Source organism: Streptomyces sp. NPDC045778 (genome assembly GCF_056431945.1).
Genome location: NZ_JBWKJZ010000014.1, coordinates 46,980 through 73,468 on the forward strand (window position 1 = coordinate 46,980; position 26,489 = coordinate 73,468).

The window sequence follows — 26,489 nt, forward strand, 5'->3', positions numbered from 1 at the left end:
CCCATGGCAACCCCGGATTCCGCAGCCCCGCCCGCCCGTCCGGCGGGCCGCCCGCGCGACACCCGGCTCGACGAGGCCATCGTCAAGGCCACGCTCGACCTGCTGGAGGAGTCCGGCTACCCGCACCTGACGCTGGAGGGCGTGGCCCGGCGCGCGGGCACCACCAAGCCGGCCATCCGCCGCCGCTGGCCGTCGCGGCAGCACCTGGTGATCGCGGCCCTCGCCGAGACCATGGGCACCGCGCCCACCCCCGACACCGGCTGCACGCACTGCGACCTCATCCTGGGCATCGAGACCCTCAGCCAGGCCTTCGGCGGCACCCTGGGGCGCCGGACGCTGCCCGCGCTCGTGGCCGAGCTGGCCGACGACCCCGAGCTGGACCGCGTCTTCACCGAGACGGTCTTCCGGCCGCGCAGGGCCACGACCGAGGCGGCGCTGCGCCGGGGCATCGAGCGCGGCGACATCCGCTCCGACGCCGACATCGACCTGCTCCTGGACATGCTCGGCGCCACCACCTACCACCGCGTGCTCTTCGGGCATCTGCCGGTCACGGAGTCACTCGCGCACGACGTGGTGATGACGGTCATGGGCGGCGCGGCGACGCCGCGCTGGCGCGGGCACTACCAGCGCCACCACGAGGCCGCGGACAGCCGGGCCTAGGGCAGCACGTCGAGCAACTGCCGCAGCGCCGGCCCCGGTGCCCCCGGACGCACCGCCACGTACGTCGTCACGGCCGGGGCGGCCAGCTGTCGCACCGCCACGCGCGGGAACGACGGCACCCCCGCCACCTCGTAGAAGACCGTCCACGACGGGGTGCCCGCGCCGATCTCCGCCAGGGTCTCCTGGAGCGTGGTGAAGGGCGGCCCGAGCGGCGGCTCGACCCCCGCCGCCCGCAGCGCCCCGGTCACCAGGTCGTGGAACGGCGGGTTCTGCTCGCGCGGCGCCAGGCGCAGCGGCAGCTCCCCGAGCCGCTCCAGGCGGAGCGGCGGCGGGCCGGCGAGCCGGTGCCCCGCCGGCAGGGCCACGTACAGCGGATCGCTCCACACCGGCAGGAGTTCGAGGCCGGGCGCCGATGCCGCCGCCCGGACGAGGGCCGCGTCGAGTTCGCCGGAGCGCACCGCGGCGAGCCGCTCCGCGAGGCCGAGCCGCCGCAGCCGGACCGGGAGCCGGGGCGCGGCGGCCGCGAGGTCCGCCAGGAGGCGGTGGACGCGGTCGCCGGGGCCCTGCACGGTGCCGAGGCGCAGCGGCGCCTCACCCGCCGCCAGGTCGGCCGCGACCTGGCGGGTGCGCCGTGCCGCGGCGAGCACCGCGCGGGCCTCGGGCAGCAGGCGCTCGCCCGCGCCGGTCAGTTCGACGTGCCGCGTGGTGCGCCGGAACAGCCTGACGCCCAGCTCGCGCTCCAGGCGGCGCACCTGCTGGCTCACCGCCGACTGGACGATGCCGAGCCGCTCGGCGGCCCGGCTGAAGCCGCCCTCGTCGGCGACCGCGGCGAAGTACTGGAGCTGGCGCAGTTCCACGGCTCCTCCGCTCGTCCACCCGCCGGGCCGATTCATCACGATCGGTGATTTCTGCTGGTGACAACTGCTTCTGGTACGCGTCTTGTTCCCCGGGTCGAATGGGTTCCGCGCACAGCGCGCGGACCGCGCGGCGGTCGAACCGAACCCGAGGAGCCCCGATGACCGATCACCCAAGCCCCGCCGAAGCCCTGGTCATAAGGCCTGGAGCCGCCGAGCGCGTGCCGCTGCCGCACGGCGGCGGCTTCGAGCTGCTCGTCGACGCCGCGGCCACCGGCGGCGCGCTGGGCGCCAACCGCCTGACGCTCGCCGACGGGGCCGACGGCGCGAGGCCGCACCTGCACGCCCTGTCGACCGAGCTGTTCTACGTCCTCGACGGGAGCCTCGACTTCTACCTGGACGGCGCCTTCGAGACCGTGGGGCGCGGCGGGCTCGTGGTCGTACCGCCGGGCATGCCCCATGCCTTCGGCGCCGCCGCGGGGGCGGGCGCCGATCTGCTCGCGGTGCTCACACCGGGCGTCGACCGCTTCGACTACTTCCGGTCCCTCGGCCGCATCCAGCACGGCCTGGACTCCTTCGACCGGCTCCTGCCCGAGCAGGACCGCTACGACGTGCACTTCCTGGACGCCACGGACTGGGAGTCGGCCCGCGCCGCCGCCGCGGGACCGGCCGCCGGGGGAGCACAACGCGCCAAAGGCCGCCGAATGCCCTGATGGCCGTGGTGACCCACGGCAGGGTTCTGGGCAACACTGCACACAGCACGCAGCACACAACGGGACGCCGCCCGCTACAGCCTGTGCCTGGCGGCAGGGCTCACGTCAGGAGGCTGCTGGTGTCGACGGTGGAGAGCCGGGAGGTCCGCCCGGCCCGTGAGCGCTGGGAGGTCGCCCTGCCGGACGGCCGCGTCGTGCCGTGGACGGGGTTCCACGTCGGCCCGGCGGGCATCGCGCCGGGGGAGTTCGCGGGCATCTGCCGGCGGCTGCTGGGGTTCGGCCCGGCCGAGGCCGAGGCCGCCGCCCGCGAGGAGCTGAGCCCGGCGGGGGCCGCCCGCGACAGACCCGGCATCGTGGTGTACTCGCCGCCCATGGCCAAGCGCATGTTCGAGGGCGCCCTGGAGAGCCTCGCGGCCGGGGAGCCCGCCGAGGACTGGCCCACGATCCTGGAGGCCCGCTCGGTCTGCCTCGCCCACACGGGCGACCTGCTCATCGGCAGGACGCCGCCCTGGCAGGAGGCCGCGGCGGGCCGCCCGGTGGTCGTGGTCCCCGACCACGACCACTTCCACCTCAGCCACGCCCTCCTGCGGCTGGCCGACGGCCCGGCCGACCGGTGGTCGCGGGTCCTCGGCCCGGCGATCGACCGGCTGCGCGCGGACCCCGCCTGTGTCGTACGCGTCTACGCGCTCGACGAGCCGATGCGGGTGCTGCTCCTGTGGCTGAAACGGGTCGCGGGCGTCGACCGCCTCCTGGTCGAGGCCAACGACCCCGACATCACCGAGCGGTGGGGGCACAAGGCGGTCCTGCACCCCGCGGCCCGCGTGGCACACGGCCTGCCGGCGCCCGCGCCCGGGCGCGACCCCTTCGACGTACTCGGCGAGGAGACCGAACTGACGCCGCTGTACGGCGCGTTCGGTCTGGCCGTGCCGCGGCTCCCCGGCTACACCGTCGCGTGGGACGGCGGCCCCGGGGACGACACCGCCGCGACGGGCGGCGGGATCCGGACATCCCCGGCAGGCACCCGGGTGGCGGCCGCGCCACCGGACGAGGCGCTCGGGAACGGCGGCAGCTCCCGCGCGGAGAACTCCTTCTCGGCTCAACTGCTCCTAGCAGCCCAGCTCCTGAGGGAGCGTCATGGCCTTCGCCTGGGCTGCCTGAAACCCGTCAAGGGCGGCACGGGCCAGCGCATCCACGTCGGGGTGCCGCTCGACGACCCGGACGCGCTCGCAGCGCTGGCCCGCCGGGCGGCCCGTTCCGGCGAGGACTACCTCCTGGAGGCGCACGCCGACTACCTCCGCCACGCCGTGACCGGCCACGAGTTCCTGCTCGCGCCGTCCGTGCACGTGCGGGCCGGCGCCCTCGCCGACGGCATGGCCCTCCAGTTCCTGAACGGCACCATGTGGGAGGGGAACGTCTTCCTCGACGAGGACACGCACACGGCGTTCGGCATCACCCGCGGCCACTACGCGCGGGTCCGCCGCGCCATGGCCGACTTCGTGCGCCTCTTCCAGGGCCGCGGCCTGATCAACGGGGGCGTCGACTTCGCGATCGCCCGTGTCGGCGGCCGCTTCGGCGACACCCCGCTGGTCGCCATGCAGGACCTGAACCTCTCCGCGTGCGGTGCCGACTACCTGCACGCCTTCCTGGAGGAGAGCCGCAGCGCCCTCGGCGACCTCGGCAGGACCGGGACGGGCATCTCCGCCGCCACCAAGGTCATCCGCCCGGCGTCCGACATGGACCTGCCCCGGCTGCGCCGCCTCGTCGACCACCGCACCCCCACGTCCTACGCCCGGGCCCTCACGTCCGTTCCGGGCAACTGGGGGCTGATCGCCGTCGCCTGCCCGGACGCCGTACGGGCGGCGGAGGAGGTCCTGGCGCTGGAGGCGCGGCTCACGGCCTGAGGGGTCAGGTCCATGCCGTCACGGCCGCACGCGGACGTCAGTACACGCTGACGCCGTACGCGGCCAGGGCCTCGCGCACCGGCTGGTGGATGGCGGAGCCGCTGGTGCCCGTGCAGCCGGAGCTGCCGGAGTGGATGCCGAGCGCCACCGTCCCGGCGAAGTGGGCGCCGCCGCTGTCGCCGCCCGCGGAGCAGGCGGTGGTGCGGACCATGCCGTGGACCGGGCCGTCGCTGTAGTTGACGGTGACGTTGACGGCGGTGACCGTGCCGCTGGTGACCTTGGTGGTGGAACCGCTCTTGCGCAGCGACTGGCCCACGACCGCGTCGGCGGCGGAGGAGATCTCCTGGTAACCGCCGTTGTAGAGGTTGACGTTGCCCGCGGGGGACGAGCCGTTGGTGTAGCGGACGATGCCGTAGTCGTTGGTCGGGAAGCTGGTGCCCTCGCGGACGCCGACGGCCGCGCCGCCCGACGTGGCCGCCCAGTTGGCGCTGAGGTTGGTGCAGTGGCCCGCGGTGACGAAGTACCGGGTGGACCCCTTGGCCACGTTGAACGCGGCGGAACAGCGGGAGCCGCCGCCGTAGATGGCGTCCCCGCCCGCGACCTCGCGCCGGAAGGTGCCGGGCACGCGGCTGACGCGGACGGCGCCGCCGAGCGAGTCGGCGACCCGGCGAAGCCTTGTCAGCTCGCGGGCCGAGACCGAGCGGTCGGCCTGCACGGCTATCTGGTTGGTGCGCGGGTCGACGCCCCAGGAGGTGCCGGTGATCCTCGCGCGGGACTCGAGGGCGTCCATGGCGGCGTCGAGCTGGGCGGCGCTCCGCCGCACCCGCTGCGGGGTGGCGCCCGCCGCGTGGGCGCGTTCGGCGGCCGCGTCGCTGGTGACCGTGACGACCAGCTCGCCGGTCCTCCGGTCGACGTACGTACCGGCGCTGTCGTCGCCCAACTGCCGTTGGACCTCGGCGTCGAGGGCGTTGACCCGCGTGGGGGAGGGCGCCGGCGGTTCGCCCTGCGCGCCGGCGGGGGTCACGCCGAGGGCGAGGGAGCCGGTGACGAGGAGGGCGGACAGGACGAGGCGCGCACAAGAGGTGCGTCTCATGTGGGGGGTCTCCTTTGACGGTGACGTGTGACGTACCGCGGTACGCGTGGGACGTACCGAGCAAGGAAAGTGGCATGGCCTCGTCAATCGCGCAAGGGTGTGCGGCCGCCGGGCGCGTGTCGCCCGGGTGCGGAAAGGACCGCTAGGCGAGCCGTTCGGCCAGGTGGTCGGGGGTGAGGCGGGCGTGCCGGCGGGTGGTGGCGACGAACTCGGCGATCAGCGGGTGCGGCCCGGGGCGGGTGAAGACGGTCAAGGGGCGGCGCCTGCGCGGGGTGAGGCGCAGCGCGGCGCCGGGGAAGTCCGGGGTGAGCACGTTGGCGGGTACGAGGCCGACGCCCACTCCGGCCGCGACGAGCCGGGGCACGGCGGCGGTCTGGGTCGAGCGGATCGCGGCGTGCGGGGTGAACCCGGCCTCGGAGCAGAGGAGTTCGACGGTGGCGGAGAGCGCGTGGGCCGGCCCGTACTGGACCCACGGCCGCTCGGCCAGCTGCTCGAGGCGCACGGTCACGCGCCCGGCCAGCGGGTCGCCGGGCGGGACGAGGGCGACGAACTCCTCCGCGCCCAGCGGGTGATGTGGCCCCTCCCAGCCCTCCGGGAGCGGCCCGATGGCCACGTCCGCTGTGGCGTCCGTCACGGCGCGGGCGAAGGAGGCGAGGTCGGCGTACTCGTGCAGGACCACGTCCACGCGCGGGTGCTCGCGGTGCCAGGCGGCCAGGACGCCGGGCACCACGCCCAGGGCGACGCTCAGGACGGCGGCGAGGTGCAGCTCGCCGTGGACCATGTCGGCCACGGCGCGGGCGGCGCCGGTGGCCCGCTCGGCGCCCATGAGCGCCTGCCGGGCGCCGGGCAGGAAGGCCCGGCCCGCGGGAGTCGGCCGGGCCCCGCGCGGCGTGCGCTCGACGAGCGGCGTGCCGACCGCCCGCTCCAGGCTCTTCAGCTGCTGGGAGAGCGTGGGCTGGGAGACGCGCAGCCGGGCGGCGGCGTCGGTGATGGAGCCGGTCTCGACGACGGCGATGAGGTATTCGAGCTGCCGGAGCGTGGGGAGGGCCATAGAGAAACTCTATGGCTGAGGATGAAGATTCGTCTTTGATCTATGCCTGGGAGCTTCCTAGCATCGAGGGGCGGGCGCGGCGCCGACCGGGTGCGCCGCCGCCGTCCAGCTGAGCAAGCGGCCGGCCGTCGATCGACCGGGCCGCACCGCGGCTCTCGTCACCGAGGCCGCCCTGGTTCTTCGCCCGCCCCTGTGCCCCCGACCGACAGGATTCGCTCCTTGATGAACACCGCCATGGCCACCACCACAGCCCCCGCCGACGCGGCGGGCCCGGTCGCGAAGGGCCCGCTCAACGGCCTGGCCACGCTCGCCCTCGCCTACGGCACGCTCTCCGTCATCGGAGCCCTCTTCCCACCGGTGCGGAGCGTCACCGGCACCATCCCGGTGCCCGCCCTCGTCCTCGGCGTCACCGGCCTGGCCAACGCCCACCGCATGCACGGGGCCGGTCGCAAACAGGCCGTCGCGGGCCTGGCCACCGGGCTGACCGGCCTCGTCCTCACCCTCATGACGCTCTGACCGCGGGGGCCGCGCTCCGCCGGGCCTCGACGGCCAGGCGGGTGTCCTCGGTGACCAGGTCGGCGTTGATCTGGGCACCGGCCGCGGCGCCCGCCGCCGCGGCCGCTCCTACCTGGGCGGACAGGTCGGTCACGTTCCCCGCGACCCACACCCCCGCCACATCGGTGCGGCCGGTCGCGTCGCAGGGGACGTACGCGCCGTTGCCCAGCGGATGGTCCGCCGCCCGCAGCCCGAGTGCCGCGAGGAAGCCGGCGCGCGCCACGATGCGCGACGCCACCGCGAGCGCCTCACGGGCGACGACCGAGCCGTCGCGAAGGCGCACCCCCACGAGGCGGTCGTCCGCGACCTCCAGGCCCGCCACCTCGCCGTCCACCACGCGGACGCCGCGGGCTGCCAGCCGCTCCGCGTCCTCGTCGGACAGCGGGGGCGCGGTGTGGGTGAAGAACGTGACGTCGTCGCTCAGCTGCCGGAACAGCAGCGCCTGGTGCACCGAAAGCGGCCCGCCCGACAGGATCCCGATGGCCCGGTCGCGCACCTCCCAGCCGTGGCAGTACGGGCAGTGCAGCACGTCCCGGCCCCAGCGTTCGCGCAGCCCCGGAACGTCAGGCAGCTCGTCGACGAGGCCGGTGGCCACGAGGAGCCGCCGCGCCCGGACCGTACGGCCGTCGGCCAGCGCCACCTCGAAGCCCGCCTCGTCGCGGGTCGAGGCGGCCACGGTGCCGGAGACCACGTGCGCACCGTATCCGCGTACTTCCGCGCGGCCGCGTGCCAGCAGTTCGGCGGGCGGCATCCCCTCCCTGGCGAGGAGCCCGTGCACGCCGTCGGCCGGGGCGTTGCGCGGCGCACCCGCGTCGATCACCGCCACGGAACGCCGCGCCCGGGCCAGCATCAGGGCCCCGTTCAGTCCGGCGGCACCGCCGCCGACCACCACCACGTCGTAGCTGTCGTCCAGCTGATCGGTCATCGTGACCACCTCCACGACGACCCTGCGCGGCGCGTCGCGAAAAGAGCAAGGCTCTTTGCTGTTCCAGCAAGGGCGGACGCGGAACAATGGCCCCGGTCAGGCCCGTGCGGGCGGCAGCGCGCACACGGCGATGCCCGGCTCCACGAGGCTGCCCAGGACGAGGGTCCCGGCGCGGGCGCTGACGCTGGTGGCCATGCGGTAGCCGGCGCCCCGGCGGGCCAGGTCGTGAACCGTGACGCCCTCGGGTGAGAAGGCCATCACCCGCAACACCCGGCGCGCGGGCACCGGCACCCGCAGGGCGGCAGCGGCGGCCGCGCGGCGCACGGCCGCCGGCGCCCGGTGCAACTGGTCCAGGAGCGGCTCGCGCGGCCCGGCGAGTGCGACCCAGAGCGTCCCGTCCTCGTCGCGCGACAGGTTGTCGGGGAAGCCGGGCAGATCCGCCACGAAGGTCTCGCCGCGCCCCGCCCGGGGCCCGGTGAGCCAGTACCGGGTGAGGCGGTGGGCGCCGGTCTCGGCCACGGTGACGTATGACGCGTCGGGCGCCAGAACCACCCCGTTCGCGAAGTGCAGCCCCTCCAGCAGCACGTCCAGCTCGCCGCCCGGGGAGAGCCGTACCAGACGGCCGGTGCCCATGTGCTCGACGATGTCGGCCCGCCAGTCGTCGAGACCGTAGCGGCGGCTGGAGACCGTGAAGTACACCGTGCCGTCCGGGGCGGCGGTCGCGTTGCTGCAAAACCTCAGCGGCTCCCCGGCCACCGCGTCGGCGACGACCTCCACCGGGCCGCCGTCCTCCGGGGCGACGCGCAGCAGGCCCCGGTACGCGTCGCAGACGAGCAGCCGCCCGTCGGGAAGCGGTTCGAGCCCCAGCGGCCTGCCGCCGGTACGGGCCAGTTCCTCCACCCGGCCCCCATGCCCCCGGCCGGGCAGCGTCACGCGCAGGATCCGGCCGTCGGCGGTGCCGGTGAGCACCCGCCCCGTGCCGTCGACGACGACGTCCTCCGGACCGGCGGCGGGCAGGCGCAGGACGTGCAGCGGCGGCAGGGGGGACGGCGGGAGCGCACCCGCCGCGTGGCGGGCGCGGGCGCGGGTGCGGGTGCGTGAGGTGCCGAGGATGGGCATGGGGCGGGCCTCCTGGAGGGTGTGGGGCCGGGTAGTCCTTCAGCTGTGCGTGGTGGGTGTCGGTCGGGTTGCCCGGGGTGTGCGTTGGTCGGGTGGCTCGGGGTGCGTGTCGGTCGGGTGGCTCGGGGTGTGCGTTGGTCGGGTGGCTCGGGGTGCGTGTCGGTCGGGTGGCTCGGGGTGCGTGTCGGTCGGGTGGCTCGGGGTGTGCGTAGGTCGCGTTGCTCAGGGTGCGCGTCGGTCGGGTTGTTCGGGGTGCGTGTCGGTCGGGGTTGCCTGAGATGCGCCTCTGGAAGGGGGCCTTCCGGTTCGCGTCGGGCGGCGGCCCTCGCGTCGGGCAGTCGGTGTCCCCTCCGGCGAGGCCGGCCGACGGGCCCCGCGGGGGCGGGTCCCGTGGCGTACGTCAGGCCCGTGTCGAAGCCCAGCTGTACAGGTGCCCAGCCGTACAGGTGCCCAGCGGAGACCGGCCGATGCGCGGCGTGCCGGGCGGTCGGGCCCGGCCCTGGCCGCATGACCGGAACGCGATATTCAGTGGCCGACCGGCGCCTGCCCGCCCAGACTTGAACCGTGAACTACCGCCCCGCTGTCGCCCCCGACCTGCCATGGCTCGGCACCCCGATCGACGCCCGCCCCCTCTTCGCCGCCGAGCACGCGGCGCTCGTGGCGACACTGCGCGCCCTGGAGCCCGCCGACTGGCAGCGGGAGGCAGTACCGGGCTGGACCGTGCGCGATCTCGCCGCGCACCTCGTCGGCGACTGCTACGGGCGGCTCGCCCGCGACCGGGACCACCACGCGGAGGGGCCGCGCCCCGCGCACGGGGAGACGCTCGAGGCGTTCATCCACCGCATCAACCAGGAGTGGGTCGACGCCTGGACGCGGGTGAGCCCCGCCGCCCTCATCGACACGCTGGACCTGGTCGGTGCGCAGGTCGCCCGCCACTTCGCGACCGCGGACCTCGGCGTCGCCTCCCTCGGCGTGTCCTGGGCGGGGGCGGACCCGGCGCCGCTGTGGCTCGACTGCGCCCGGGAGTTCACCGAGTTCTGGACCCACCGCCAGCAGCTACGCCACGCCGTCGGCCAGGACAGCGACCACGACCCGAGGTTCCTCGCCGTGGTGCTCGACACCTTCATGCGGGCGCTGCCGCACACCTTGCGGCATACGGACGCGCCCGTCGGCACCCGCGTCCAGGTACATGTGGACGGTCCGGCGGGCGGCACTTGGACGGCCACCGCCACCGGGGACCGCTGGTCGCTGGCCTCTCCGGGCGCCGGACAGCCCGACGCCGTCGTGGAACTGGACCCGGGGACCGCGTGGCGGCTGTGCACCCGCGGCGTCTCCCCGGCCGCCGCGCTCGACCGCGCCCGCACGGACGGTGACCGTCAACTCGTCGAAGCGGTGAGCCGGATCGTGTCCATCGTCTACTAGATCCGCCGTCCCGGGGCACCCGTTGCCACGGCCGACGCCGCACCCGGCCGGACAGGCCCCGGGCGACGGTGGGAGAGGCAGGCTCCCCGCGACCGGAATCGACTTCCGGCATGGGCCGTGAGCGCGACCGGGCGGAGGGATGACATGCGGGCCGATGGCCCTGGGGGCGACGCATCCGACGGGTTCTCGGGGGCGGGGCGCCCGCGCGTCGGCGACGCCCTGGCCGCCGCCGTCGCGGCCGCGAGCGAGCCCCGGGAGGTGCCCGCCGCCCTGTGCCGGAGCTGTCTCGAACTCATCGCGGTGACCGGTGCGTCGCTGTCCTTCACCGCGGGACAGGAGGTACGCACGCTGTGGTGGGCCAGCGACTCCGTGGCGGCCGGGCTCGCCGAGGCGCAGTACACGCTGGGCGAGGGGCCGTGCCAGAGCGCGTTCACGCTCGCGGCGCCGGTGCTCGTCGCTGACCTGACCACCGGGGCGGACGCGTGGCGCTGGCCCGTCTTCGCCCAGCAGGCGCGGGGCCTCGGCGTCAGCGCGGTCTTCTCGCTGCCCCTCGGCGCCCGGGGCCAGACGCTCGGCACGCTCGACCTGTACCGGGACACGGCCGGTGAGCTGTCCGCACGGGAACTGCGTACGGCCCTCGTCGTGTGCGACGCGGTGACGTTCGCCGTCCTGAACCTGGAGTCGGGCGACACGGGCACCGGCGCGACCGCCGACAAGGAAGGGGCCTCGTGGATCGAGGCGGCGGAAGCCGACCACACGGAGGTCCACCAGGCCGTCGGCATGGTGATGGTCCAGCTGGGCGTCGGCCCGCGGCACGCCCTCGACCGGCTGCGCGCCCGCGCCTTCGCGGAGGGGCGGGGGGTGAGTGAGGTGGCGAACGAGGTCGTCGCCCGGAGGCTCCGGTTCCGGCGGGACGATGACGACGATGATGCCGGTGGGGCGGGGGGCGTGTACTAGGCCGCGCTGGACCGCGTCGGGCCTCTCGGGCCTCACGGGCCTCACGGGACGGGGAGGGGGCAGTCTCAAGTCTCCGTACGCGGTGTAGGTGGCGTCTGCGGGATCGGCGGGATCTCCGGTGTCTCCGGTGTCCGCAGCAGGGAGGGGTCCGCCGTCCCGCTCAGGACCTCCTCGGCGACCGTGGTGAGCAGCCGCCGCTGGGAGCGGGCGTGCCGGCGCAGCAGCGCGAACGCCTCGTCCACGCTGATCCGGTGGCGGCTCGACAGGGCTCCTTTGGCCTGTTCGATGACAACCCGCGACCGCAGGGCCGTCTCCAACTGGCCGACGACGACGCCCTGCCGGTGTACGGCGCGCTGCTGGAGGATCCCGATGGTGGCGAGGCGCGCCAGGGCCTGGGCGAGCCGGAGCTGTGCGCCGGGGAGCGCCCCGGGCTGCCGCCGGAAGAGGCTGAGCGCGCCGATGGTCTGCCCCCGCAGCCGCAGGGGCGTGGCCGCGACGGAGGCGAAGCCGGACAGGAGTGCGTGCGGGGCGAACCGGGGCCAGCCCGCGTGCGGGCTCCCGTCCGTCAGGAGCGCCCCGGCGACGACCCGGCCGGAGCGGAAGCAGTCGATCCCCGGTCCCTCGCCCCACTCGATGCCCGACTGTTCCAGGCAGCGGCTGTGTTCGTCGGACCCGGACGCCTCCAGGGAGTCGCCCTTCGGCGTGGACAGGATGACGCCCGCGGCCGCGACGTCCAGGAGTTCGACGCATCGCGTGGCGAGCAGATGGAGGAAGCTGGTGACGTCGAAGTCGTCGACGAGCGTGTCGGCGAGCTCGACGCAAGCGGCGGCGAGCCGCTCCTCACGCGCCTGCTCGGGCATTGCGGCTCGACGCTCCTTTCTCAGTGGTCACCGGGCCTGCGGCAGGGAAGGGGTGGCTGCGGGACGGGGGAGGGAGAAGAGGAAGTCGGAGAAGAGAGGGAGGGCGGCGGAGGGAAGCGGAAGGCGGCGGAGGAGGGGACGCGGGGGCGGGGGCGAGGCCGCGGAACGGCCGCTTCCTGACCACGCCTCGTACGCAATGTAACCCTGGGGTGTAGGGAGGGAAAAGCCCCCGGTCCGGTGCTGGTGGGGCCCGGGGGTCGTCAGGCGTTCGCTCCGCGGGGCAGGTCAGGTAGGGGCGGACCCGCGGCCGGGGTGGGGACCATCTCGTACGGGGGGATCCGCGGACGGCGTATGGCCTCGGCGTCGGCGAGCCCCTGGCTGCGCCGGACTTCGACACGGAAGTCGTGCAGCGCGTCCCTGAACCTCGCGTCGACCTCCTGGTACGCGCTCGTGTCCACGGTCAGGCCCCTGCCCACGGCGTCCCGGAGGTCCCGCAGTACGGCGAACGCGTGCTCGCAGGCGACCGTCACGTGCGACGGCGCGGTGACCAGGAGGAGCTGCCGCGAATCCGCCGTGCCGGCGTCGGCCATGAGATCCCTGACCGTGCCGTAGTTCCTGTCGGCGCCCCGGTCCTCGCGACAGGCCACGTCATAGAGCCCTTCGTAGGCACGCATCAGGGCCCGGAGGAACTCGACGCAGACCTCCACTTGTCTGTCCCGCTGCTGATGCGCCCGGTCACGCTTCCACCGCACCCTGTCGGCGACGACGGTGGACGCGACACCGGCAGCCGTACCGCACAAGGTCGCCACGAGCGTGATCCACACACTGCCCCCTCACGAGCGCCCAAGATCTCCACCGAGCCCACCCCGCCACGGGCTGACGAGTACGGTGCCAAGCGACACACCTCGGTGGCAACCACCACGCACGAGCAGAGCGAACCGAGCCTTTGCTCCGCACCGTGGCCGATCCCCTGCGATGACCGACGCGATCGGCACCGCGCTCCAGGCTGCGCCCGGGTGTCACCTCATGTCACAAATCAGGTACTTCGCCTCCGCAGCGCTCACGCAAGTCGCATCATGCGCAGACACCGCGCAACCACTGGGGGACCCATGAGCACCACCAGGCCACCGATGCCCTCGCTCCCGCCGCAGCCGCAGCCGGAGCCGCCGTCGCGAAAGAAGAGTCGTACCAACGCCGTCATCGTCGGTTCAGCCGCAGCCGTGACCGCTGCTGTCGTCGCCACAGGGGCCTTCGTCGTCAACAGCCGTGACGACGACAAGGAGTCGAACGCCACTCGCACAGCCGAGTCGGCAACCTCCGACGAGGCCTTCGCCGACGACGAGGAAGGGACGGAAGGCGAGTCGGAGCCAGAGGACGGCGAACCTCAGGTGTTCGGCCTGAACGACACCGTCACCTACAGCAACGAGGTGGCCGTCAGCCTGGCGAAGTTCACGCGTGGCACGTCGAGTTCGACCGCTTACCCGGAGAACACCCCGTACCTGAAGTTCGACGTACGCGTCGAGAACGGCGGTACGTCCACGGTCGACACGACGTCGTTCTCCGTGAACTGCGCTTTCGGCGAAGACGGCAAGGAAGGCGAACTGGTGGTCGACACCGCGCGGGGACTGAACGGCGGCCCTTCGACGCGGCTCCTCGCGGGCCGGTCTCTGACCGTGACATGGGCGTGCGCGGTGCCGAAGTCGGAGAAGACGGTGCAGATCGAGGTCGCGCCGGACTTCCGGACGGAGACGGCGATCCTCACGGGCGAGGTGAGGTAGGGCTCGGCCGGCGCCCGCGCAGTGCCAGGTCAGGCCGCCGTGACAATGTCCGCCCGCACTGAGGCTTCCCACTCGATCAGAAGCCGTTCATACAAAGCCCGTTGGGCATCCGTGAGCCTGACACGGGGGTCTCCGCCATGCCCTGCCCAGAGGGCGCGGATGTCCTCGTTGACGACCGCGGCGGGGCGCGCGGCGGAACGGGGGCTGGGGGTGGGGGACATGCCTGACAGCGTAGGCGGTGGCACTGACAGCCGCACGCCCCATACGGCAGGTTGCACCAACAGAAGATCTTAGGAACGGCTTTGAGCAATCCGGCGCAATCCTCCAGCGGCCAGGCCACACGCGACGCATCCTGTAGGCCCAACCTGCCTGAATGGAGAGCGGCATGACGCTCAGGTTCATCGGCACCACATCGGAGCACGGCAACTGCCCCACCCTGTACGAGGTTGAAGAGACTGGCGACTTCGTCGTCCAGGGCGACAAGCTCACCGACCCCGAGCACCTCGGACAGATGAGGGACGTCAAGGACACCGAGACCTTCGTGGTCGTCCCCCGAGAACTGCTCACCCGCTGCGCACCCAAGGAGTGACGTGCCCGACCTCGTCCCCTTCGAAGAGATCATCCACTTCTTCGACGACTTCGAGCACACCGCTTGGCGCCTGGAGACCCAGCACGGCTACGCGACCGACCGAGTCAGCCCGAATTGGGCACGCTGGAAGGCGGGCGAAAAGCTCGGCTTCGACCCGACGAGCCCGTGGCACGCCAGTGTGCGGGCCAAGGCGGAGGAAGGCCGCCGCTTCGCGCGCGTGCGCCTCGTGGACGACCCACCCACCGAGGGGCAGCGCTTCCTGCTCGCGAGTGGGCTGGGCAACGTCGAGGCGGGCGAGGACATCCGCAACCTCTACCGTGCCGAGGCCCAGCAGATCGGCCTGCCCGACTTCGATTTCTGGCTCTTCGACTCCCGTGTCCTCGCGAAGTTCGTGATCGACGCGGACGGTGTCACGCTGGGCGTCGAAGTGACTGAGGACCCTGCTTCCGTGCTGGCAGCCTGCCAAGCCCGGGACGCTGCGTGGCACTACGCGGTGCCTACTAGGGAGTTTCAGGCGCGGGTACCTTCTGATCTGTGACCACCCATCCCGATGCTGACCGGGTAGCGCTCGGTGCGCGGCTGCGTGAGCTGCGCACCGACGCGGGCCTCACGGGCAAAGACGTGGCCGCCCGGTTGCAGTGGCAGCGATCGAGGGTCAGCAGGTTGGAGACGGGGAAGCAGACGCCGACGGTCGCTGATCTCAATCAGTGGGCGGCCGCGGTGGGTGCACCAGATGAGGCCGCCGACCTGAGGAGTCGGCTGCGGGGCGTCCTTTCGCAGCAGCGTGCCTGGCGTCGGCAACTCGCGGCCGGCCACTGTGGGGTGCAGGAGAAGTACGTCGCCGAATACCGGCGGACCTCGACGCTTCGAGGCTGGGAGGCGACCGTCGTTCCGGGTCTCTTTCAGACTCCGGAGTACGCGCGGCATCTGCTGTTCAGCAACGCGGATCTGATGGGCACGCCGCACGACACCGAGGCCGCGGTGCGCGCCCGCATGAAGCGGCAGGAAGTGCTGTACGAGGTGGACAAGCTCTTCCGCGTGCTGGTGTGGGAGGGCGCGCTCCATGCTCTGGTGTGCCCGCCTGAGGTGATGGCGGGTCAGCTTGATCGGCTGATGAGCTTGATCGGCATGCCGTCGGTGTCTGTCGGCGTGGTGCCGCTCGGTGCGCGGCTCAGAATCACGCCCAAGCACGGCTTTTGGATCTTCGATGAGGAGCGGGTCGTCGTCGAGACGATCAACACGGAGCTCCGACTGGAGTCGGCCGACGATGTCGCCCTTTACGGGCGGGTATGGGACCGGTTGAACGAGGCCGCACTGTACGACGCTCCGGCTCGGCGCGTTCTGGCTCGCGCCCGCGCTGCACTCGGCTGATTTGCTCAATCCTTCACACCGCCTGTCACGGATCATGCAATCCCGCGCAATTGGCGAGCGAGGGCCCAAACGCCGTCCTTACGGTCCTGCCCATGGACGCACCGACGCGCTCCGCGCACTGTTCCGCAGGTGACGCCTGGCTCGCCGCCTGCTCACCACGGCCCGAGATCATCTGGAACGCCTGGGACATGGGCGGCCTGGCTCCCACCCCCAGCGGCGATCACTGGCTCGCTGCGGAGGCCTCGCGGACCGTCGTGCTCGGCGCCTTACAGCGCTCCCCGATAGGCGGCCGCTCCCGGCTGGTGCTCCCCGACGGCACCGGTTGCCTTACGGAGGCCGACCGGCTCGGCGACGCCGCCCTCGGCCCGGGCGGCCCCAGACTTACTGCGGAGGCATTCGGATGACCGTGCACCACGACCCCACGACCGTCGAGGAGCGTCTCAGGGCCTGGGGCGCCGAGGAGCTGGACCGCCTCGCGCTGGCGATGCTCATCGAGGAGCATGACCTCCTGGCCTGGCCCGCCGTGCAGCGCATCCTGGTCGTGCAGACCGAGGGCCGCGTGTACGCGGACTGGACCCACCTGTCCCTGCGCCTCCCCGAGATGGAACTCTCCGACGGCGAGTACGCCTTCCTGGAGGTCGTCCTCGCCGTCGCGCTAGGACGCCAGGTCCTCATCGACCGCGTCCTGCCGCTCGGCGACCGCCGCCTCGCCATCGTTCTGCGGGCACTCGTCGCCTGGGCAGGCTCCGACACCATCGCAGTGGGGACACGCTCATGACGACCACGAACCGGCTCGACGAGCTGCTGACGGCAGCCAGTGAGGCCGGCAGGACGCTGCCTCCTCCCGCGGAGACCGCGGAGGTGCACCGGCGTCTCGTCGCGGAGATCCGCCTCCGGCTGCCGCGGGCTGAGCGGGCGGCCGCCGCGGCGCCGGTCCGCAGCCGCGATTGGTACCAGCACCTCAAGGTCATGGACGACGCGCGTGCGGCCCTGGAAGCGAAGGGGGAGGAGCCCGACCTCCGCGTCGGCCCGACGGCCGCGGCGCTCCGCGTGGAAGAGCTGGCCCGCCACCTGCGCAAGCTGTCCGCGTACCCGGCCGACGGCGAGGCGCAGACGTGAGCGCGGACGCGCTGCTGTGCTGGCGCTGCGACGAGCCGATCCGCCCCGGCGAGCCGACGGTCTCGTACGCGAAGGACTCGCCGTCGGGCGCCGGGGCCGGCGCGGTGTGGCATGCGGGACTGTGTCCGCGCGAGCATCCGTTCACCGGGCGAGGTCCGCGAGCGACACGTCGCAAGCGTCGGCGATGAGCAGAAGATCGACGAGCGTGGGCACCCGGGTGGCCGCCTCGTAGCGGTGGCTGGGCCGGTCGCGACGGCCCGAGAGCCGCAGGCGACCTCTCACGAAAGCCGGCGGGCGCCCACACGATTCGCCTGGTGAGAAACGGGCGACGAAGGCCCCGCCTAGTCGGCGGATTCGCCTGCGTGGGGGCTCAGCTCACCCATTCCCACCAGCACGAACAGGACGATGCCGAGCAGGACGCGGTAGTAGACGAACGGCATGAAGCTCTTCGTGGTGATGAACTTCATGAACCAGGCGATGACCGCGTAGCCGACGACGAACGCGATGATCGTCGCGAAGATGGTCGGGCCCCAGGAGACGTGGCCCTCGCTCGCGTCCTTGAGTTCGTACGCGCCCGAGGCGAGTACGGCGGGGATGGCGAGGAGGAAGGAGTAGCGGGCCGCGGCCTCACGGGTGTAGCCCATGAGGAGGCCGCCGCTGATGGTCGCGCCGGAGCGGGAGACTCCGGGGATCAGGGCCATGGCCTGGCACACGCCGTAGACGAGGCCGTCCTTGATGTTCAGCTGCTTGAGGTCCTTGCGGTGCCGCACGGCGCGGTGCTTGCCGCCGGCCTCGTCGCGCGCGGCGAGGCGGTCGGCGAAGCCGAGGACGATGCCCATGACGATCAGGGTCGTGGCGATGAGGCGGAGGTCCCGGAACGGGCCCTCGATCTGGTCCTTGAGCGTCACGCCGAGCACGCCGATCGGGATCGAGCCGACGATCACGAGCCAGCCCATCTGCGCGTCGTGGTCGGACCGCGGCACCTTGCCCACCAGCGAGCCGAACCACGCGTAGAGGATGCGGCCGATGTCCTTGCGGAAGTAGATCAGGACGGCGGTCTCGGTGCCGATCTGCGTGATGGCGGTGAACGCGGCACCCGGGTCGTGCCAGCCCGCGAACGCCGCGGTCAGCCGCAGGTGCGCGCTGGAGGAGATCGGGAGGAACTCGGTCAGTCCCTGGACGAGTCCGAGGATGAACGATTCGAGCCAAGACATGAGAACTGCGCCGTCCAGTTACTGATCGTGCGCTGACCCGTGTGGTGGCGGTCAGAGGCGGTGAAGGGGGACCGGGGCGGCGAGGGGTGGTGCGGTGTCTGCGGTGTCTGCGGTGTGGTGCGGCCTACGGGTGGTGGTCGGGCAGGAGGGGGTGGTGATACAGGGGATCACGTGCCTCGCCGGGGGCAGCGTAGCGTCACAAAGTTACGGACCCTCGGGAGGGCCGCGTCTTGAGGGCCGAATGCCTCCGGAGGGTTCCTCCCCAGGGCCCCAGGCTCCCCCAAGTGCCCCCAGCCCTCCCTGGGGTGGACGCGGCACCCAGCGCCCGCTCGCGGGCCGACCATCGGCCCCTGCCCCCTCCCGGTATCGGCCCCGGCCCCCTCCCGTGGGTCGGCCCCGCCCCGGCGGCCGCGCGGGCCGGCCCCAGCCCACGGGCCAGCCCCGCCCCCCGGGGCCCCTCACCCACCCAAAGGCCCCACCACCCCCCACCCCGCCACCTGCGGATGCGCCGTCAGGTCCTCGTGGCGGACCTCCTCGCCGCAGTGGGCGCAGGTGACCAGCGGCGTGAGCGTCCGGCCGCAGGCGTGTTCGATGATCATGGGGCGGTCCTGGTCGGGGCGCAGATGGCGGTCGCCCCAGGCCATCAGGGTCATCAGGACGGCCTCCAGTTCGAGGCCCGCAGGTGTCGGCCGGTACTCGAAGCGCGGCGGGCGCTCGCTGTAGGGGACCTTCTCCAGGACGCCCGCGTCGACCAGGCGGCGCAGCCGGGCCGTCAGGACGTCGCGCGGGGCGCCCGTGTTGCGGGCCAGTTGGTCGAAGCGCCGGGCGCCGAGGAAGACCTCGCGCAGGACGAGCAAGGAGTACTTCTCGCCGACGAGGGCGAGCGTGTCGGCGATGGCGCAGGGGCGCGGGCCCTTCGGGGGCGCGGCCGACGGGTGCCGGTCCTGGGCGGTCGGCGGGTGCCGGTCCTGGGCGGCCTGCGTGCGGGAGTTCTGCGTGCGGGGGTTCTGCTCGGGCAGCGGGCGGGGGTCCTTCGTGGAGGGCATGCGGGCCAGTCTACGAGGCGGGTTGGAAAATCAAACCCACTTGGTTACCGTGGAGTACGCAAGTGCGTCCAGTTTTCAAACTCGTTTCCAGGCCGCCGGGCCCACGGCCCGGCCTGTCCGAGAGGCACCCTCATGCGCGACGCCGTCATCGTCGAAGCGGTACGCACCCCGGTCGGCAAGGGGAAGCCGGGCGGCTCCCTCCACCACGTCCACCCCGTCCAGCTCCTCGCCCACACCCTGCGCACCCTGGTCGAGCGCAGCGGCGTCGACGCGGCGCACATCGACGACGTGATCGGCGGCTGCGTCGACCAGGTCGCCGAGCAGGCCATGAACACCACCCGGTACGCCGCCCTGGCCGCGGGCTTCCCGGAGTCCGTGCCCGCCACCACCGTCGACCGCCAGTGCGGCTCATCCCAGCAGGCCGTGCACTTCGCCGCGCAGGGCGTGATCGCGGGCGCGTACGACATGGCGATCGCCTGCGGAGTGGAGTCGATGAGCCGCGTACCGATGTGGTCGAACGTGCCCGCGGGCGCCGACCCCTTCGGCCCCGGCATCGCCGAGCGCTACCCGGAGGGGCTCGTCCCGCAGGGCATCAGCGCCGAGCTGATCGCCGCGAAGTGGTCCATCAGCCGCGAGGAGATGGACGTCTTCGCCACGGGCTCGCACCGGAAGGCCGCCCGTGCCTGGGCGGGCGGCCTCTTCGACGCGGAGGTCGCGCCGCTCGACGGCGTCACCCGCGACGAGTCCCTGCGCCCCACCACCACCCCCGAGGTCCTCGCCGGGCTGAGGCCTGCCTATGAGGACCCGGCGTTCGCCGAGCGCTTCCCGCAGATCGACTGGTCCGTCACCGCGGGCAACACCAGCCCCCTCAACGACGGCGCGTCCGCCGTCCTCATCACCACCAGCGAGAACGCCGCCCGGCTCGGCCTGCGCCCGTTGGCCCGGCTGCACAGCTTCGCCGTCGCGGGCTCCGACCCGCTCATGATGCTCACCGGCATCCTGCCCGCGACCGAGCAGGTGCTGCGCCGGGCCGGTCTGACGCTCGACGACATCGACCTGTTCGAGGTCAACGAGGCGTTCGCCAGCGTCGTCCTGGCCTGGCTGCGCGAGACCGGCGTCGACGAGCGGAAGGTGAACGCGCACGGCGGCGCCATCGCCCTCGGCCACCCCCTGGGCGCGAGCGGCACCCGCCTGATGACCACACTCGTCCACGCCATGCGGGTGCGTGGGGCGCGGTACGCCTTGCAGACGATGTGCGAGGCCGGGGGCCTCGCCAACGCGACCGTTCTCGAAGCCGTGTGAGGTCCGAGGGGCGCGCGGCCGGTCAGTTCCCGCGCAGGCGGTGCCGCTTGCGCCAGGCCACCGCCGCCGCCCCGAGGCCCGACACCGCGATGAAGCCCATCGCGAGCAGGAACGCGGGGGAGGTCGGGGTGTCGGCCCTGGCTCCCGCTATCACGTACGCCGCCGTGTTCGGGACCGAGCCGATGGCCGTGGCGAGGAGGAAGGGGAGCCAGCCCATCCGGGAGACCGCCGCGCAGTAGTTGGCCGCGGCGAACGGCACGCCGGGGAAGAGGCGGACCGCGAGCATCGAGCGGAAGCCGTGGCGGCTGAGCTGGCCGTCGGCCGCCTTCAGCCAGCGGCCGCGCACCAGCGGCCGCAGCGCGTCCTGGCCGAGGATCCGGCCGAGCCCGAAGGAGGCACCGGCCCCGAGCACCGTGCCCGCGACCGCCGCGGCCAGCCCCGCCTGCGAGCCGAACAGCGCGCCCGCCGCGAGGTTGAGCAGCGGCCGCGGCACGAACGCGACCGTGCACGTGGCGTACGCCACCGCGAACACGCACACCGCCGCCGCCCCGGTCAGCTCCGGCGGCCAGCCGTCGGCGAGCAGCCGCTGCGGTTCGAAGAGCAGCACACAGGTGGCGGCCGCGGCGAGCAGCAGCACGAGCAGGGACAGCCGCGACCACGGCGAAAGGAGCGCCCGGGTGCAGCGCACGGCGAGGCCCTGGGGCGGAGTGGCGGCGGTGTCGAGCATCCGGGGAGACTAACCGACGGATGTGTCTGATCGCCGTAGGGTGCGTCTCACGAGCGTCACAGTGCCGCACGGTTCCCCGCCCGACAAGACCGCGGACCGGCACCTACGACGAGCTACGAGGATCTACGAGGGCCTACGAGGGCCTACGAGGGCCTACGAGGGCCTGCAAGAGTCACGACGACCTGCGACGGCCTTCGGCGAGCTGACGGGGGCTCAGGGGCGCCTGGGGTGCAAGTGCCGTACGTGAGCGGTGCGTCGCAGAAAATCATTCGACGCGCGACGACGCGTCAGCCATGATCGTCGACATGTTCCGGCAGGCCTTCCCCACAGCTCCGACCGCGGTCGCGGTCGCTGCGAAGGCTGCCGCTCTTCCTTTCGACGGCGCCCGAAGCTGACTCTCCCCGGACATTCCGGCGGACCCCTCAGGGGGAGGGTCGGCCAGGCCCCAGGGGTCCCCGTCCGACGGCCACGCGCCGCGGGCCTCACCTTTCGCGTCCCGGAGAGGGAACCGCCATGTCCAAGACCCCTTACGTCCGCACGAAACCGCATCTGAACATCGGCACGATGGGCCACGTCGACCACGGCAAGACCACGTTGACCGCCGCGATCACCAAGGTGCTCAGCGAGCGCGGCACCGGCACGTTCGTGCCCTTCGACCGCATCGACCGCGCGCCCGAGGAGGCGCAGCGCGGCATCACCATCAACATCGCGCACGTCGAGTACGAGACCGACACGCGGCACTACGCGCACGTGGACATGCCCGGTCACGCCGACTACGTGAAGAACATGGTGACGGGCGCGGCCCAGCTCGACGGCGCCATCCTCGTCGTCTCGGCGCTCGACGGGATCATGCCGCAGACCGCCGAGCACGTGCTCCTGGCCCGCCAGGTCGGCGTGGACCACATCGTCGTGGCGCTGAACAAGGCCGACGCGGGTGACGAGGAGCTGGCCGACCTCGTGGAGCTGGAGGTCCGCGACCTGCTGTCCGCGCACGGGTACGGCGGCGACTCCGCGCCCGTGGTCCGGGTCTCGGGCCTCAGGGCGCTGGCGGGCGACCCGCGCTGGACCGCGGCGATCGAGGCGCTGCTCGACGCCGTGGACACGTACGTACCGATGCCGGAGCGCTACGTCGACGCGCCGTTCCTGCTGCCGGTGGAGAACGTCCTGACGATCACCGGCCGCGGCACGGTCGTCACGGGCGCCGTCGAGCGCGGCACGGTCCGCGTCGGCGACCGCGTCGGCCTCCTCGGCGGTCTCGGGGCCGACACGGAGACGGTCGTCACCGGCCTGGAGACCTTCGGCAAGCCCATGGAGTCCGCGCAGGCCGGTGACAACGTGGCGCTGCTGCTGCGCGGCGTGCCGCGCGACGCCGTCCGCCGCGGGCACGTGGTCGCCGCCCCCGGCAGCGTCCGGCCGAGCTGTCGTTTCACCGCGCGGGTGTACGTCCTCTCGGCCCGCGAGGGCGGTCGTACGACCCCGGTGGCGACGGGCTACCGGCCGCAGTTCTACATCCGCACCGCGGACGTGGTCGGCGACATCGACCTCGGCGAGGCCGCCGTGGCCCGCCCCGGCGACACGGTCACCATGACCGTGGAACTCGGCCGTGACGTGCCGCTGGAGCCGGGGCTCGGCTTCGCGATCCGCGAGGGCGGGCGGACGGTGGGGGCCGGCACGGTGACGGCTGTCGCCTGAGGCTCCGCTGAGGAGGGGGTTCGGCCCGGGAGGCCGAGCCCCCTTCTCCGCGTGCGGTGGGGTTCCGCTCGGCGGGGCCGGGGCCGGGCGGAGGCGGGCACAATGGGGCGGTGGACGAGCCCGCCGATGCCCCCGACCCCGCGTCGATATCCGACGCCGCGCAGCTTCCCGTACCGGAGCTGGATCCGGAGCCGGAGCCGGAGCTGGATCCGGAGCCCGGGGCTGAGCCGGAGCCCGAGGCCGTGCCCGTCACCCGTGTCGTCGATCACGGCACCGCCAAGCTGCTTCCCGACGTGGACCGGGCCCGTGCCTGGCTCCTGACCGTCGACGGTGCCCCGCAGTCGTACGTCGACCTGGACGCGCCCACGTACCTGGAGTTCGAGTACGCCCGCAGGCTCGCCCACGTCCTGGACGTCCTCGCCGCGCCCGGCGAGCCCCTTGACGCCGTCCACCTCGGCGGCGGCGCCCTCACCCTGCCCCGCTACCTCGCCGCGACCCGGCCCGGCTCCCGGCAGGACGTCGTGGAGGCCGACCTGGCGTTGCTGCGGCTCGTCGTCGAGGAGCTGCCCCTGCCCCCGGAACCGGGGATCCGCCTGCACGGCACGGACGCCCGGGCCTGGCTGGAGGCGGCGCCCGCCGACAGCGCCGACGTGATCGTCGGTGACGTCTTCGGCGGCTCCCGCGTGCCCGCGCACCTCACGTCGGACGCGTACGCCCGTGCCGTCGACCGGGTCCTGCGTCCGGGCGGCGTCTACGCGGCCAACCTCGCCGACGGCGCGCCGTTCGACTTCCTGCGCTCCCAGCTGGCCACGTTCGCCGAGTGTTTCGCGGAGCTGGCGCTGGTCGCGGAGCCCGCGCTGCTGCGGGGGCGGCGCTTCGGCAACGCCGTGCTCATCGCCTCGCGTGTTCCTGTCGATGTCGAGGCGCTGGTGCGGCGGGTGCGGGCCGACGTGTTTCCCGCGCGGGTCGTGTACGGGGACGAGGTGGGGCGGTTCGTCGGGGCGGCCCGGGTGGTGCGGGACGGGGACGCGGTGGCCTCGCCGGAGCCGCCGGGCGGAGCCTTCAGCGTGGGCTGACCCTCACCGCCGGGGCTCGCTGCCGCGGCGGGTTCTCCCCCCGGCCCACCCGTACCTGCCCCAGCGGCGAGGGCCTGCCCCGACCCGGCGGCTCGCGGGTCGCCGCCCACCTGAGGGCCAGGGGTGGGGCGGCTCAGGACTCGTCGGACTCACCGTGGAGGCGTACCGTCGCGAGGATCTTCTTCACCAGTGAGTCCGTCACCTCGCCCTTCACGCCCTTGGCGCCGTGCAGCGTCCACGCGACGTAGTCGCCCGCGCCGTTCTTGAAGGCGAAGGTCGTGGCCTTGCCGTTGGAGTCGCACTTGCCCGAGCCGGGGTCGCCGACCGAGGTCGTGGTGACGACGCTGCCCTCGACGCCCGACTTGGTGGTGTACGGCTCCGCCTTGCCGATCTTGATGTTCTTCTTGTCGGCCTTCTTCTGGCCGGTGTAGCCGCCGAAGACCCACCACGCGGAGTCGTTGCGGGCGACCTCCTTGGTGCTCTTGGCGCCGTTCTGGCCCTTGGTGCCGACGCTGGCGAGCGAGGAGTCGTTCACCCGCCCGTCCTTGTCCTCGTCGGAGGAGCACCACTTCTCTTTGTAGAAGGCCGGGGCGGACATGATGATCAGGGGCTTGGAGCCGTCGCCCTTGTTGCGGTCCTCGAAGCCGACGTAGGTGTCGGGGGACTTGATCGTCCAGTCGGGCGGCACGTCGAAGGCGGTGCCCCACTTGGGGTTCACCACGACCTGCCAGCCGGGGACGGTCGGCTTGGGGTCGTTGCCGGTGCCGCGCGGGTTGTCGTCGTCCGACGGCTTGGGGCTCGGCTTCTCGGTGGCCGACTTGGACGGCACGGCGGCCGCCGCGTCGGACTCGTCGTCGCCACCGCTGAAGACCAGGAAGCCGGTCACGCCCGCGGCCACGACGACGGCCGCCACGGCCACGAGGGCCGTGACCTTCGTCCGGTTGCCGCCGCCGTTGCCCCCACCGCCCGTGTCCGGACCGCCGGGCCGCGCCGCCCCCATCGGGAACGTCGGGGCGCCCCATTGCGGCTGCCCGCCCGCGGGCTGCCCCGCCGCCGGCTGCCCCCCGGTCGGCTGCTGATACGGGTTCGGCTGCTGGTAGCCGGGCTGCTGGTACGGGTTGGGCTGCTGGTACCCGGGCTGCTGATACGGGTTGGGACCCGGACTCTGCGGGTTCTGCTCGCCCCCGGGCGGCTGCTGTTCTGGCCACATGGCCAGTAACCATAGATGGGCAAGGGCCCCGGTGCCACGCCTGGTCAGCGCCCGGACGGGCACCGGTCAGGACCCCGTACGAAGCCGTGACGAACTGGTGAAGAAGCGGTGGACGCGGTGTCGACGTACGTCACGATGCGTCAGATTACGTCGAGAGGCGTCCGCTACGACTGTTACGTCCGCGCGTGACCCGGTTGCGCCGGCGGGGGCGAGGTTCACGATTCCGACGCGTCCCCGTGCAGCCGTACCGTGCTGAGGATCTTCATGATCGTCTCGTTCGGGATCTCGCCCTTGACGTCCTTCGCGCCGTAGAGGCTCCACGCCACGAAGTCGCCCTCGGCGTTCTTGAACCCGAACGTGATCGCCTTGCCTTCCGACGCGCACTTGCCCTTCTGGGGCGTGTGCCGCGAGCGGGACCACGCGATGCTGCCCTTGATGCCCGCCTTGGTGGTGTACGGCTTGGCCTTCTCGTCGAAGTACAGGCTCTTCTTGTCCGGCTGCGTGTAACCGCCGAACACCCACCAGGCGACCTGGTTCACCGCGACCTCGTCGGTGTTCTTCGCGCCGTTCGCCCCCTTGGTGCCGACCGCGCCGAGTTCCTTGTCCTCGGTCCGGCCGTCCCGGTCGTCGTCCGATGTGCACCACTTCGACTTGAAGTACGCGGGCCCCGTCATGGTCATCAGCGGCTTGCCGGTCTTGACGTCCTCGAACGCGACGAGCGCGTCGGGCTTCCTCACCTCCCAGTCGGGCGGCACGTCGAAGGCGGTGCCCCACCTGGGGTTCACCACGACCTGCCACCCGGGGACGGTCGGCTTCGGGCCGCCCGCCGTGCCGCGCTCGTCGTCGCCGTCGTCCGTGCCGGAACCGGGCTTCGCGGCGCCGGACGCGGACGGCTTGCCCTCGGCCTGCGGGGACTTGCCGCCCTTGCCGTCGTCGTCCTTGTCGTCGAGGAGCAGGAAGCCGGTCACGCCCGCGGCCACGACGACGGCCGCCGCCGCGACCATGGCGATGACCTTGGTCCTGTTCCCGCCACCGCCGTCACCCGGCGGTGTCTGGGGCACGCCCGCGGGGGCCGTCGGCGCGCTCCACTGACCGGGCGGCTGTTGGTACGGCGAAGGCTGCTGGTAGCCCGGCTGTTGGTAGGGATTGGGCTGCTGATGTCCCGGCTGCTGGTACGGGTTCTGCTGCTGCGGGTTCTGCTCGCCCCCGGGCGGCTGCTGTCCTGGCCACATGGCCGGTAACCCTACGTGTGCCT

General features: G+C 73.1%; 29 protein-coding genes. 16 read left to right on the plus strand and 13 right to left on the minus strand.

The window, feature by feature from the left end; all coding sequences use genetic code 11:
- Positions 1–3: 3 nt before the first annotated feature.
- Positions 4–660 carry a TetR/AcrR family transcriptional regulator gene (locus tag AC07GB_RS19500; protein WP_478847000.1) on the plus strand — a complete coding sequence of 219 codons (657 nt, stop codon included), beginning with the start codon at positions 4–6 and terminating at the stop codon, positions 658–660.
- On the opposite strand, the gene AC07GB_RS19505 is transcribed toward AC07GB_RS19500, so the two are convergent.
- Positions 657–1,517 (minus strand): LysR family transcriptional regulator, encoded by an 861-nt coding sequence (locus AC07GB_RS19505; protein WP_478847002.1) that lies wholly within the window; start codon positions 1,515–1,517, stop codon positions 657–659. The genes AC07GB_RS19500 and AC07GB_RS19505 overlap by 4 nt on opposite strands.
- A gap of 158 nt (positions 1,518–1,675) precedes the next feature.
- Between AC07GB_RS19505 and AC07GB_RS19510 the strand changes: the two genes are divergently transcribed.
- Positions 1,676–2,227 carry a cupin domain-containing protein gene (locus AC07GB_RS19510; protein ID WP_478847004.1) on the plus strand — a complete coding sequence of 184 codons (552 nt, stop codon included), beginning with the start codon at positions 1,676–1,678 and terminating at the stop codon, positions 2,225–2,227.
- Positions 2,228–2,346: 119 nt separating this feature from the next.
- Positions 2,347–4,128: a hypothetical protein gene (locus AC07GB_RS19515; RefSeq protein ID WP_478847006.1), complete on the plus strand. Its 1,782-nt coding sequence runs from the start codon at positions 2,347–2,349 to the stop codon at positions 4,126–4,128.
- A gap of 37 nt (positions 4,129–4,165) precedes the next feature.
- On the opposite strand, the gene AC07GB_RS19520 is transcribed toward AC07GB_RS19515, so the two are convergent.
- The gene (locus tag AC07GB_RS19520; RefSeq protein ID WP_478847008.1) at positions 4,166–5,221 is read right to left on the minus strand and encodes a S1 family peptidase; all 1,056 of its coding nucleotides are present in this window, start codon (positions 5,219–5,221) and stop codon (positions 4,166–4,168) included.
- Positions 5,222–5,363: 142 nt separating this feature from the next.
- Entirely contained in the window at positions 5,364–6,272 is a 909-nt protein-coding gene (locus AC07GB_RS19525; protein WP_478847010.1) for a LysR family transcriptional regulator, read from the minus strand.
- Positions 6,273–6,494: 222 nt separating this feature from the next.
- Here AC07GB_RS19525 and AC07GB_RS19530 point away from each other — a divergent pair, with 222 nt between their 5' ends.
- Positions 6,495–6,788, plus strand: a complete 294-nt coding sequence (locus AC07GB_RS19530) for a hypothetical protein (RefSeq protein WP_478847012.1) — start codon at positions 6,495–6,497, stop codon at positions 6,786–6,788.
- On the opposite strand, the gene AC07GB_RS19535 is transcribed toward AC07GB_RS19530, so the two are convergent.
- Together AC07GB_RS19535 and AC07GB_RS19540 are read right to left on the minus strand one after the other, a co-directional pair.
- Positions 6,775–7,752, minus strand: a complete 978-nt coding sequence (locus tag AC07GB_RS19535) for an NAD(P)/FAD-dependent oxidoreductase (protein WP_478847014.1) — start codon at positions 7,750–7,752, stop codon at positions 6,775–6,777. The genes AC07GB_RS19530 and AC07GB_RS19535 overlap by 14 nt on opposite strands.
- Before the next feature lie 96 nt (positions 7,753–7,848).
- On the minus strand, positions 7,849–8,871 hold the full coding sequence (locus AC07GB_RS19540) for an SMP-30/gluconolactonase/LRE family protein (protein WP_478847016.1): 1,023 nt from the start codon (positions 8,869–8,871) through the stop codon (positions 7,849–7,851).
- 564 nt (positions 8,872–9,435) lie between these two features.
- On the opposite strand from AC07GB_RS19540, the gene AC07GB_RS19545 reads away from it, so the two are divergent.
- A complete protein-coding gene (locus tag AC07GB_RS19545) occupies positions 9,436–10,293 on the plus strand; it encodes a maleylpyruvate isomerase family mycothiol-dependent enzyme (protein ID WP_478847018.1) in 858 nt (285 codons plus the stop codon).
- 144 nt (positions 10,294–10,437) lie between these two features.
- A complete protein-coding gene (locus tag AC07GB_RS19550) occupies positions 10,438–11,250 on the plus strand; it encodes a GAF and ANTAR domain-containing protein (protein WP_478847020.1) in 813 nt (270 codons plus the stop codon).
- Between the two features lie 65 nt (positions 11,251–11,315).
- Here the strand turns inward: AC07GB_RS19550 and AC07GB_RS19555 are convergent, their stop codons facing one another.
- Together AC07GB_RS19555 and AC07GB_RS19560 are read right to left on the minus strand one after the other, a co-directional pair.
- Positions 11,316–12,110 (minus strand): GAF and ANTAR domain-containing protein, encoded by a 795-nt coding sequence (locus AC07GB_RS19555; protein WP_478847022.1) that lies wholly within the window; start codon positions 12,108–12,110, stop codon positions 11,316–11,318.
- Positions 12,111–12,370: 260 nt separating this feature from the next.
- Positions 12,371–12,934, minus strand: a complete 564-nt coding sequence (locus AC07GB_RS19560) for a hypothetical protein (RefSeq protein ID WP_478847024.1) — start codon at positions 12,932–12,934, stop codon at positions 12,371–12,373.
- A gap of 396 nt (positions 12,935–13,330) precedes the next feature.
- Here AC07GB_RS19560 and AC07GB_RS19565 point away from each other — a divergent pair, with 396 nt between their 5' ends.
- From AC07GB_RS19565 to AC07GB_RS19595, 7 genes are all read left to right on the plus strand, one after another.
- Positions 13,331–13,888, plus strand: coding sequence for a DUF4352 domain-containing protein (locus tag AC07GB_RS19565; RefSeq protein WP_478847026.1), 558 nt, complete (start codon positions 13,331–13,333; stop codon positions 13,886–13,888).
- A gap of 385 nt (positions 13,889–14,273) precedes the next feature.
- Complete coding sequence (locus AC07GB_RS19570) at positions 14,274–14,477, plus strand: hypothetical protein (RefSeq protein ID WP_478847028.1); 204 nt, start codon at positions 14,274–14,276, stop codon at positions 14,475–14,477.
- A 1-nt stretch (position 14,478) separates the two neighbouring features.
- A complete protein-coding gene (locus AC07GB_RS19575) occupies positions 14,479–15,015 on the plus strand; it encodes a DUF6879 family protein (protein WP_478847029.1) in 537 nt (178 codons plus the stop codon).
- Positions 15,012–15,848, plus strand: coding sequence for a helix-turn-helix domain-containing protein (locus AC07GB_RS19580; protein ID WP_478847030.1), 837 nt, complete (start codon positions 15,012–15,014; stop codon positions 15,846–15,848). The genes AC07GB_RS19575 and AC07GB_RS19580 overlap by 4 nt, the downstream gene beginning before the upstream one ends.
- A 92-nt stretch (positions 15,849–15,940) precedes the next feature.
- The gene (locus AC07GB_RS19585) at positions 15,941–16,252 is read left to right on the plus strand and encodes a hypothetical protein (protein ID WP_478847032.1); all 312 of its coding nucleotides are present in this window, start codon (positions 15,941–15,943) and stop codon (positions 16,250–16,252) included.
- On the plus strand, positions 16,249–16,626 hold the full coding sequence (locus tag AC07GB_RS19590) for a hypothetical protein (protein WP_478847034.1): 378 nt from the start codon (positions 16,249–16,251) through the stop codon (positions 16,624–16,626). The genes AC07GB_RS19585 and AC07GB_RS19590 overlap by 4 nt, the downstream gene beginning before the upstream one ends.
- Entirely contained in the window at positions 16,623–16,967 is a 345-nt protein-coding gene (locus tag AC07GB_RS19595) for a DUF6415 family natural product biosynthesis protein (RefSeq protein WP_478847036.1), read from the plus strand. The genes AC07GB_RS19590 and AC07GB_RS19595 overlap by 4 nt, the downstream gene beginning before the upstream one ends.
- Before the next feature lie 141 nt (positions 16,968–17,108).
- Here AC07GB_RS19595 and AC07GB_RS19600 read toward each other — a convergent pair whose 3' ends face one another.
- The 3 genes from AC07GB_RS19600 to AC07GB_RS19610 form a co-directional block, all read right to left on the minus strand.
- The gene (locus tag AC07GB_RS19600; RefSeq protein ID WP_478847038.1) at positions 17,109–17,249 is read right to left on the minus strand and encodes a hypothetical protein; all 141 of its coding nucleotides are present in this window, start codon (positions 17,247–17,249) and stop codon (positions 17,109–17,111) included.
- Positions 17,250–17,308: 59 nt separating this feature from the next.
- Positions 17,309–18,181 carry an undecaprenyl-diphosphate phosphatase gene (locus AC07GB_RS19605; protein ID WP_478847040.1) on the minus strand — a complete coding sequence of 291 codons (873 nt, stop codon included), beginning with the start codon at positions 18,179–18,181 and terminating at the stop codon, positions 17,309–17,311.
- 458 nt (positions 18,182–18,639) lie between these two features.
- Positions 18,640–19,227 carry a winged helix-turn-helix transcriptional regulator gene (locus AC07GB_RS19610; RefSeq protein ID WP_478847042.1) on the minus strand — a complete coding sequence of 196 codons (588 nt, stop codon included), beginning with the start codon at positions 19,225–19,227 and terminating at the stop codon, positions 18,640–18,642.
- 132 nt (positions 19,228–19,359) lie between these two features.
- On the opposite strand from AC07GB_RS19610, the gene AC07GB_RS19615 reads away from it, so the two are divergent.
- On the plus strand, positions 19,360–20,529 hold the full coding sequence (locus AC07GB_RS19615; RefSeq protein WP_478847044.1) for a thiolase family protein: 1,170 nt from the start codon (positions 19,360–19,362) through the stop codon (positions 20,527–20,529).
- Positions 20,530–20,551: 22 nt separating this feature from the next.
- Here the strand turns inward: AC07GB_RS19615 and AC07GB_RS19620 are convergent, their stop codons facing one another.
- Complete coding sequence (locus tag AC07GB_RS19620) at positions 20,552–21,256, minus strand: TVP38/TMEM64 family protein (RefSeq protein ID WP_478847046.1); 705 nt, start codon at positions 21,254–21,256, stop codon at positions 20,552–20,554.
- Positions 21,257–21,769: 513 nt separating this feature from the next.
- Between AC07GB_RS19620 and tuf the strand changes: the two genes are divergently transcribed.
- Together tuf and AC07GB_RS19630 are read left to right on the plus strand one after the other, a co-directional pair.
- A complete protein-coding gene (gene tuf, locus AC07GB_RS19625; RefSeq protein WP_478847048.1) occupies positions 21,770–22,948 on the plus strand; it encodes an elongation factor Tu in 1,179 nt (392 codons plus the stop codon).
- A gap of 203 nt (positions 22,949–23,151) precedes the next feature.
- Entirely contained in the window at positions 23,152–24,024 is an 873-nt protein-coding gene (locus tag AC07GB_RS19630) for a spermidine synthase (RefSeq protein WP_478847301.1), read from the plus strand.
- A 133-nt stretch (positions 24,025–24,157) separates the two neighbouring features.
- On the opposite strand, the gene AC07GB_RS19635 is transcribed toward AC07GB_RS19630, so the two are convergent.
- Complete coding sequence (locus AC07GB_RS19635; RefSeq protein ID WP_478847050.1) at positions 24,158–25,234, minus strand: DUF8017 domain-containing protein; 1,077 nt, start codon at positions 25,232–25,234, stop codon at positions 24,158–24,160.
- A 215-nt stretch (positions 25,235–25,449) separates the two neighbouring features.
- Positions 25,450–26,466, minus strand: a complete 1,017-nt coding sequence (locus AC07GB_RS19640; RefSeq protein WP_478847052.1) for a DUF8017 domain-containing protein — start codon at positions 26,464–26,466, stop codon at positions 25,450–25,452.
- Between the last annotated feature and the right edge of the window lie 23 nt (positions 26,467–26,489).

Bases quoted from the DNA above. Each gene is read 5' to 3' on its own strand.
- AC07GB_RS19500 (WP_478847000.1), top strand. From the start codon at position 4: ATGGCAACCCCGGATTCCGCAGCCCCGCCCGCCCGTCCGGCGGGCCGC.
- AC07GB_RS19510 (WP_478847004.1), top strand. From the start codon at position 1,676: ATGACCGATCACCCAAGCCCCGCCGAAGCCCTGGTCATAAGGCCTGGA.
- AC07GB_RS19520 (WP_478847008.1), bottom strand. From the start codon at position 5,221: ATGAGACGCACCTCTTGTGCGCGCCTCGTCCTGTCCGCCCTCCTCGTC.
- AC07GB_RS19525 (WP_478847010.1), bottom strand. From the start codon at position 6,272: ATGGCCCTCCCCACGCTCCGGCAGCTCGAATACCTCATCGCCGTCGTC.
- AC07GB_RS19530 (WP_478847012.1), top strand. From the start codon at position 6,495: ATGAACACCGCCATGGCCACCACCACAGCCCCCGCCGACGCGGCGGGC.
- AC07GB_RS19535 (WP_478847014.1), bottom strand. From the start codon at position 7,752: ATGACCGATCAGCTGGACGACAGCTACGACGTGGTGGTGGTCGGCGGC.
- AC07GB_RS19540 (WP_478847016.1), bottom strand. From the start codon at position 8,871: ATGCCCATCCTCGGCACCTCACGCACCCGCACCCGCGCCCGCGCCCGC.
- AC07GB_RS19550 (WP_478847020.1), top strand. From the start codon at position 10,438: ATGCGGGCCGATGGCCCTGGGGGCGACGCATCCGACGGGTTCTCGGGG.
- AC07GB_RS19555 (WP_478847022.1), bottom strand. From the start codon at position 12,110: ATGCCCGAGCAGGCGCGTGAGGAGCGGCTCGCCGCCGCTTGCGTCGAG.
- AC07GB_RS19570 (WP_478847028.1), top strand. From the start codon at position 14,274: ATGACGCTCAGGTTCATCGGCACCACATCGGAGCACGGCAACTGCCCC.
- AC07GB_RS19585 (WP_478847032.1), top strand. From the start codon at position 15,941: ATGGACGCACCGACGCGCTCCGCGCACTGTTCCGCAGGTGACGCCTGG.
- AC07GB_RS19590 (WP_478847034.1), top strand. From the start codon at position 16,249: ATGACCGTGCACCACGACCCCACGACCGTCGAGGAGCGTCTCAGGGCC.
- AC07GB_RS19595 (WP_478847036.1), top strand. From the start codon at position 16,623: ATGACGACCACGAACCGGCTCGACGAGCTGCTGACGGCAGCCAGTGAG.
- AC07GB_RS19605 (WP_478847040.1), bottom strand. From the start codon at position 18,181: ATGTCTTGGCTCGAATCGTTCATCCTCGGACTCGTCCAGGGACTGACC.
- AC07GB_RS19610 (WP_478847042.1), bottom strand. From the start codon at position 19,227: ATGCCCTCCACGAAGGACCCCCGCCCGCTGCCCGAGCAGAACCCCCGC.
- AC07GB_RS19615 (WP_478847044.1), top strand. From the start codon at position 19,360: ATGCGCGACGCCGTCATCGTCGAAGCGGTACGCACCCCGGTCGGCAAG.
- AC07GB_RS19620 (WP_478847046.1), bottom strand. From the start codon at position 21,256: ATGCTCGACACCGCCGCCACTCCGCCCCAGGGCCTCGCCGTGCGCTGC.
- tuf (WP_478847048.1), top strand. From the start codon at position 21,770: ATGTCCAAGACCCCTTACGTCCGCACGAAACCGCATCTGAACATCGGC.
- AC07GB_RS19635 (WP_478847050.1), bottom strand. From the start codon at position 25,234: ATGTGGCCAGAACAGCAGCCGCCCGGGGGCGAGCAGAACCCGCAGAGT.
- AC07GB_RS19640 (WP_478847052.1), bottom strand. From the start codon at position 26,466: ATGTGGCCAGGACAGCAGCCGCCCGGGGGCGAGCAGAACCCGCAGCAG.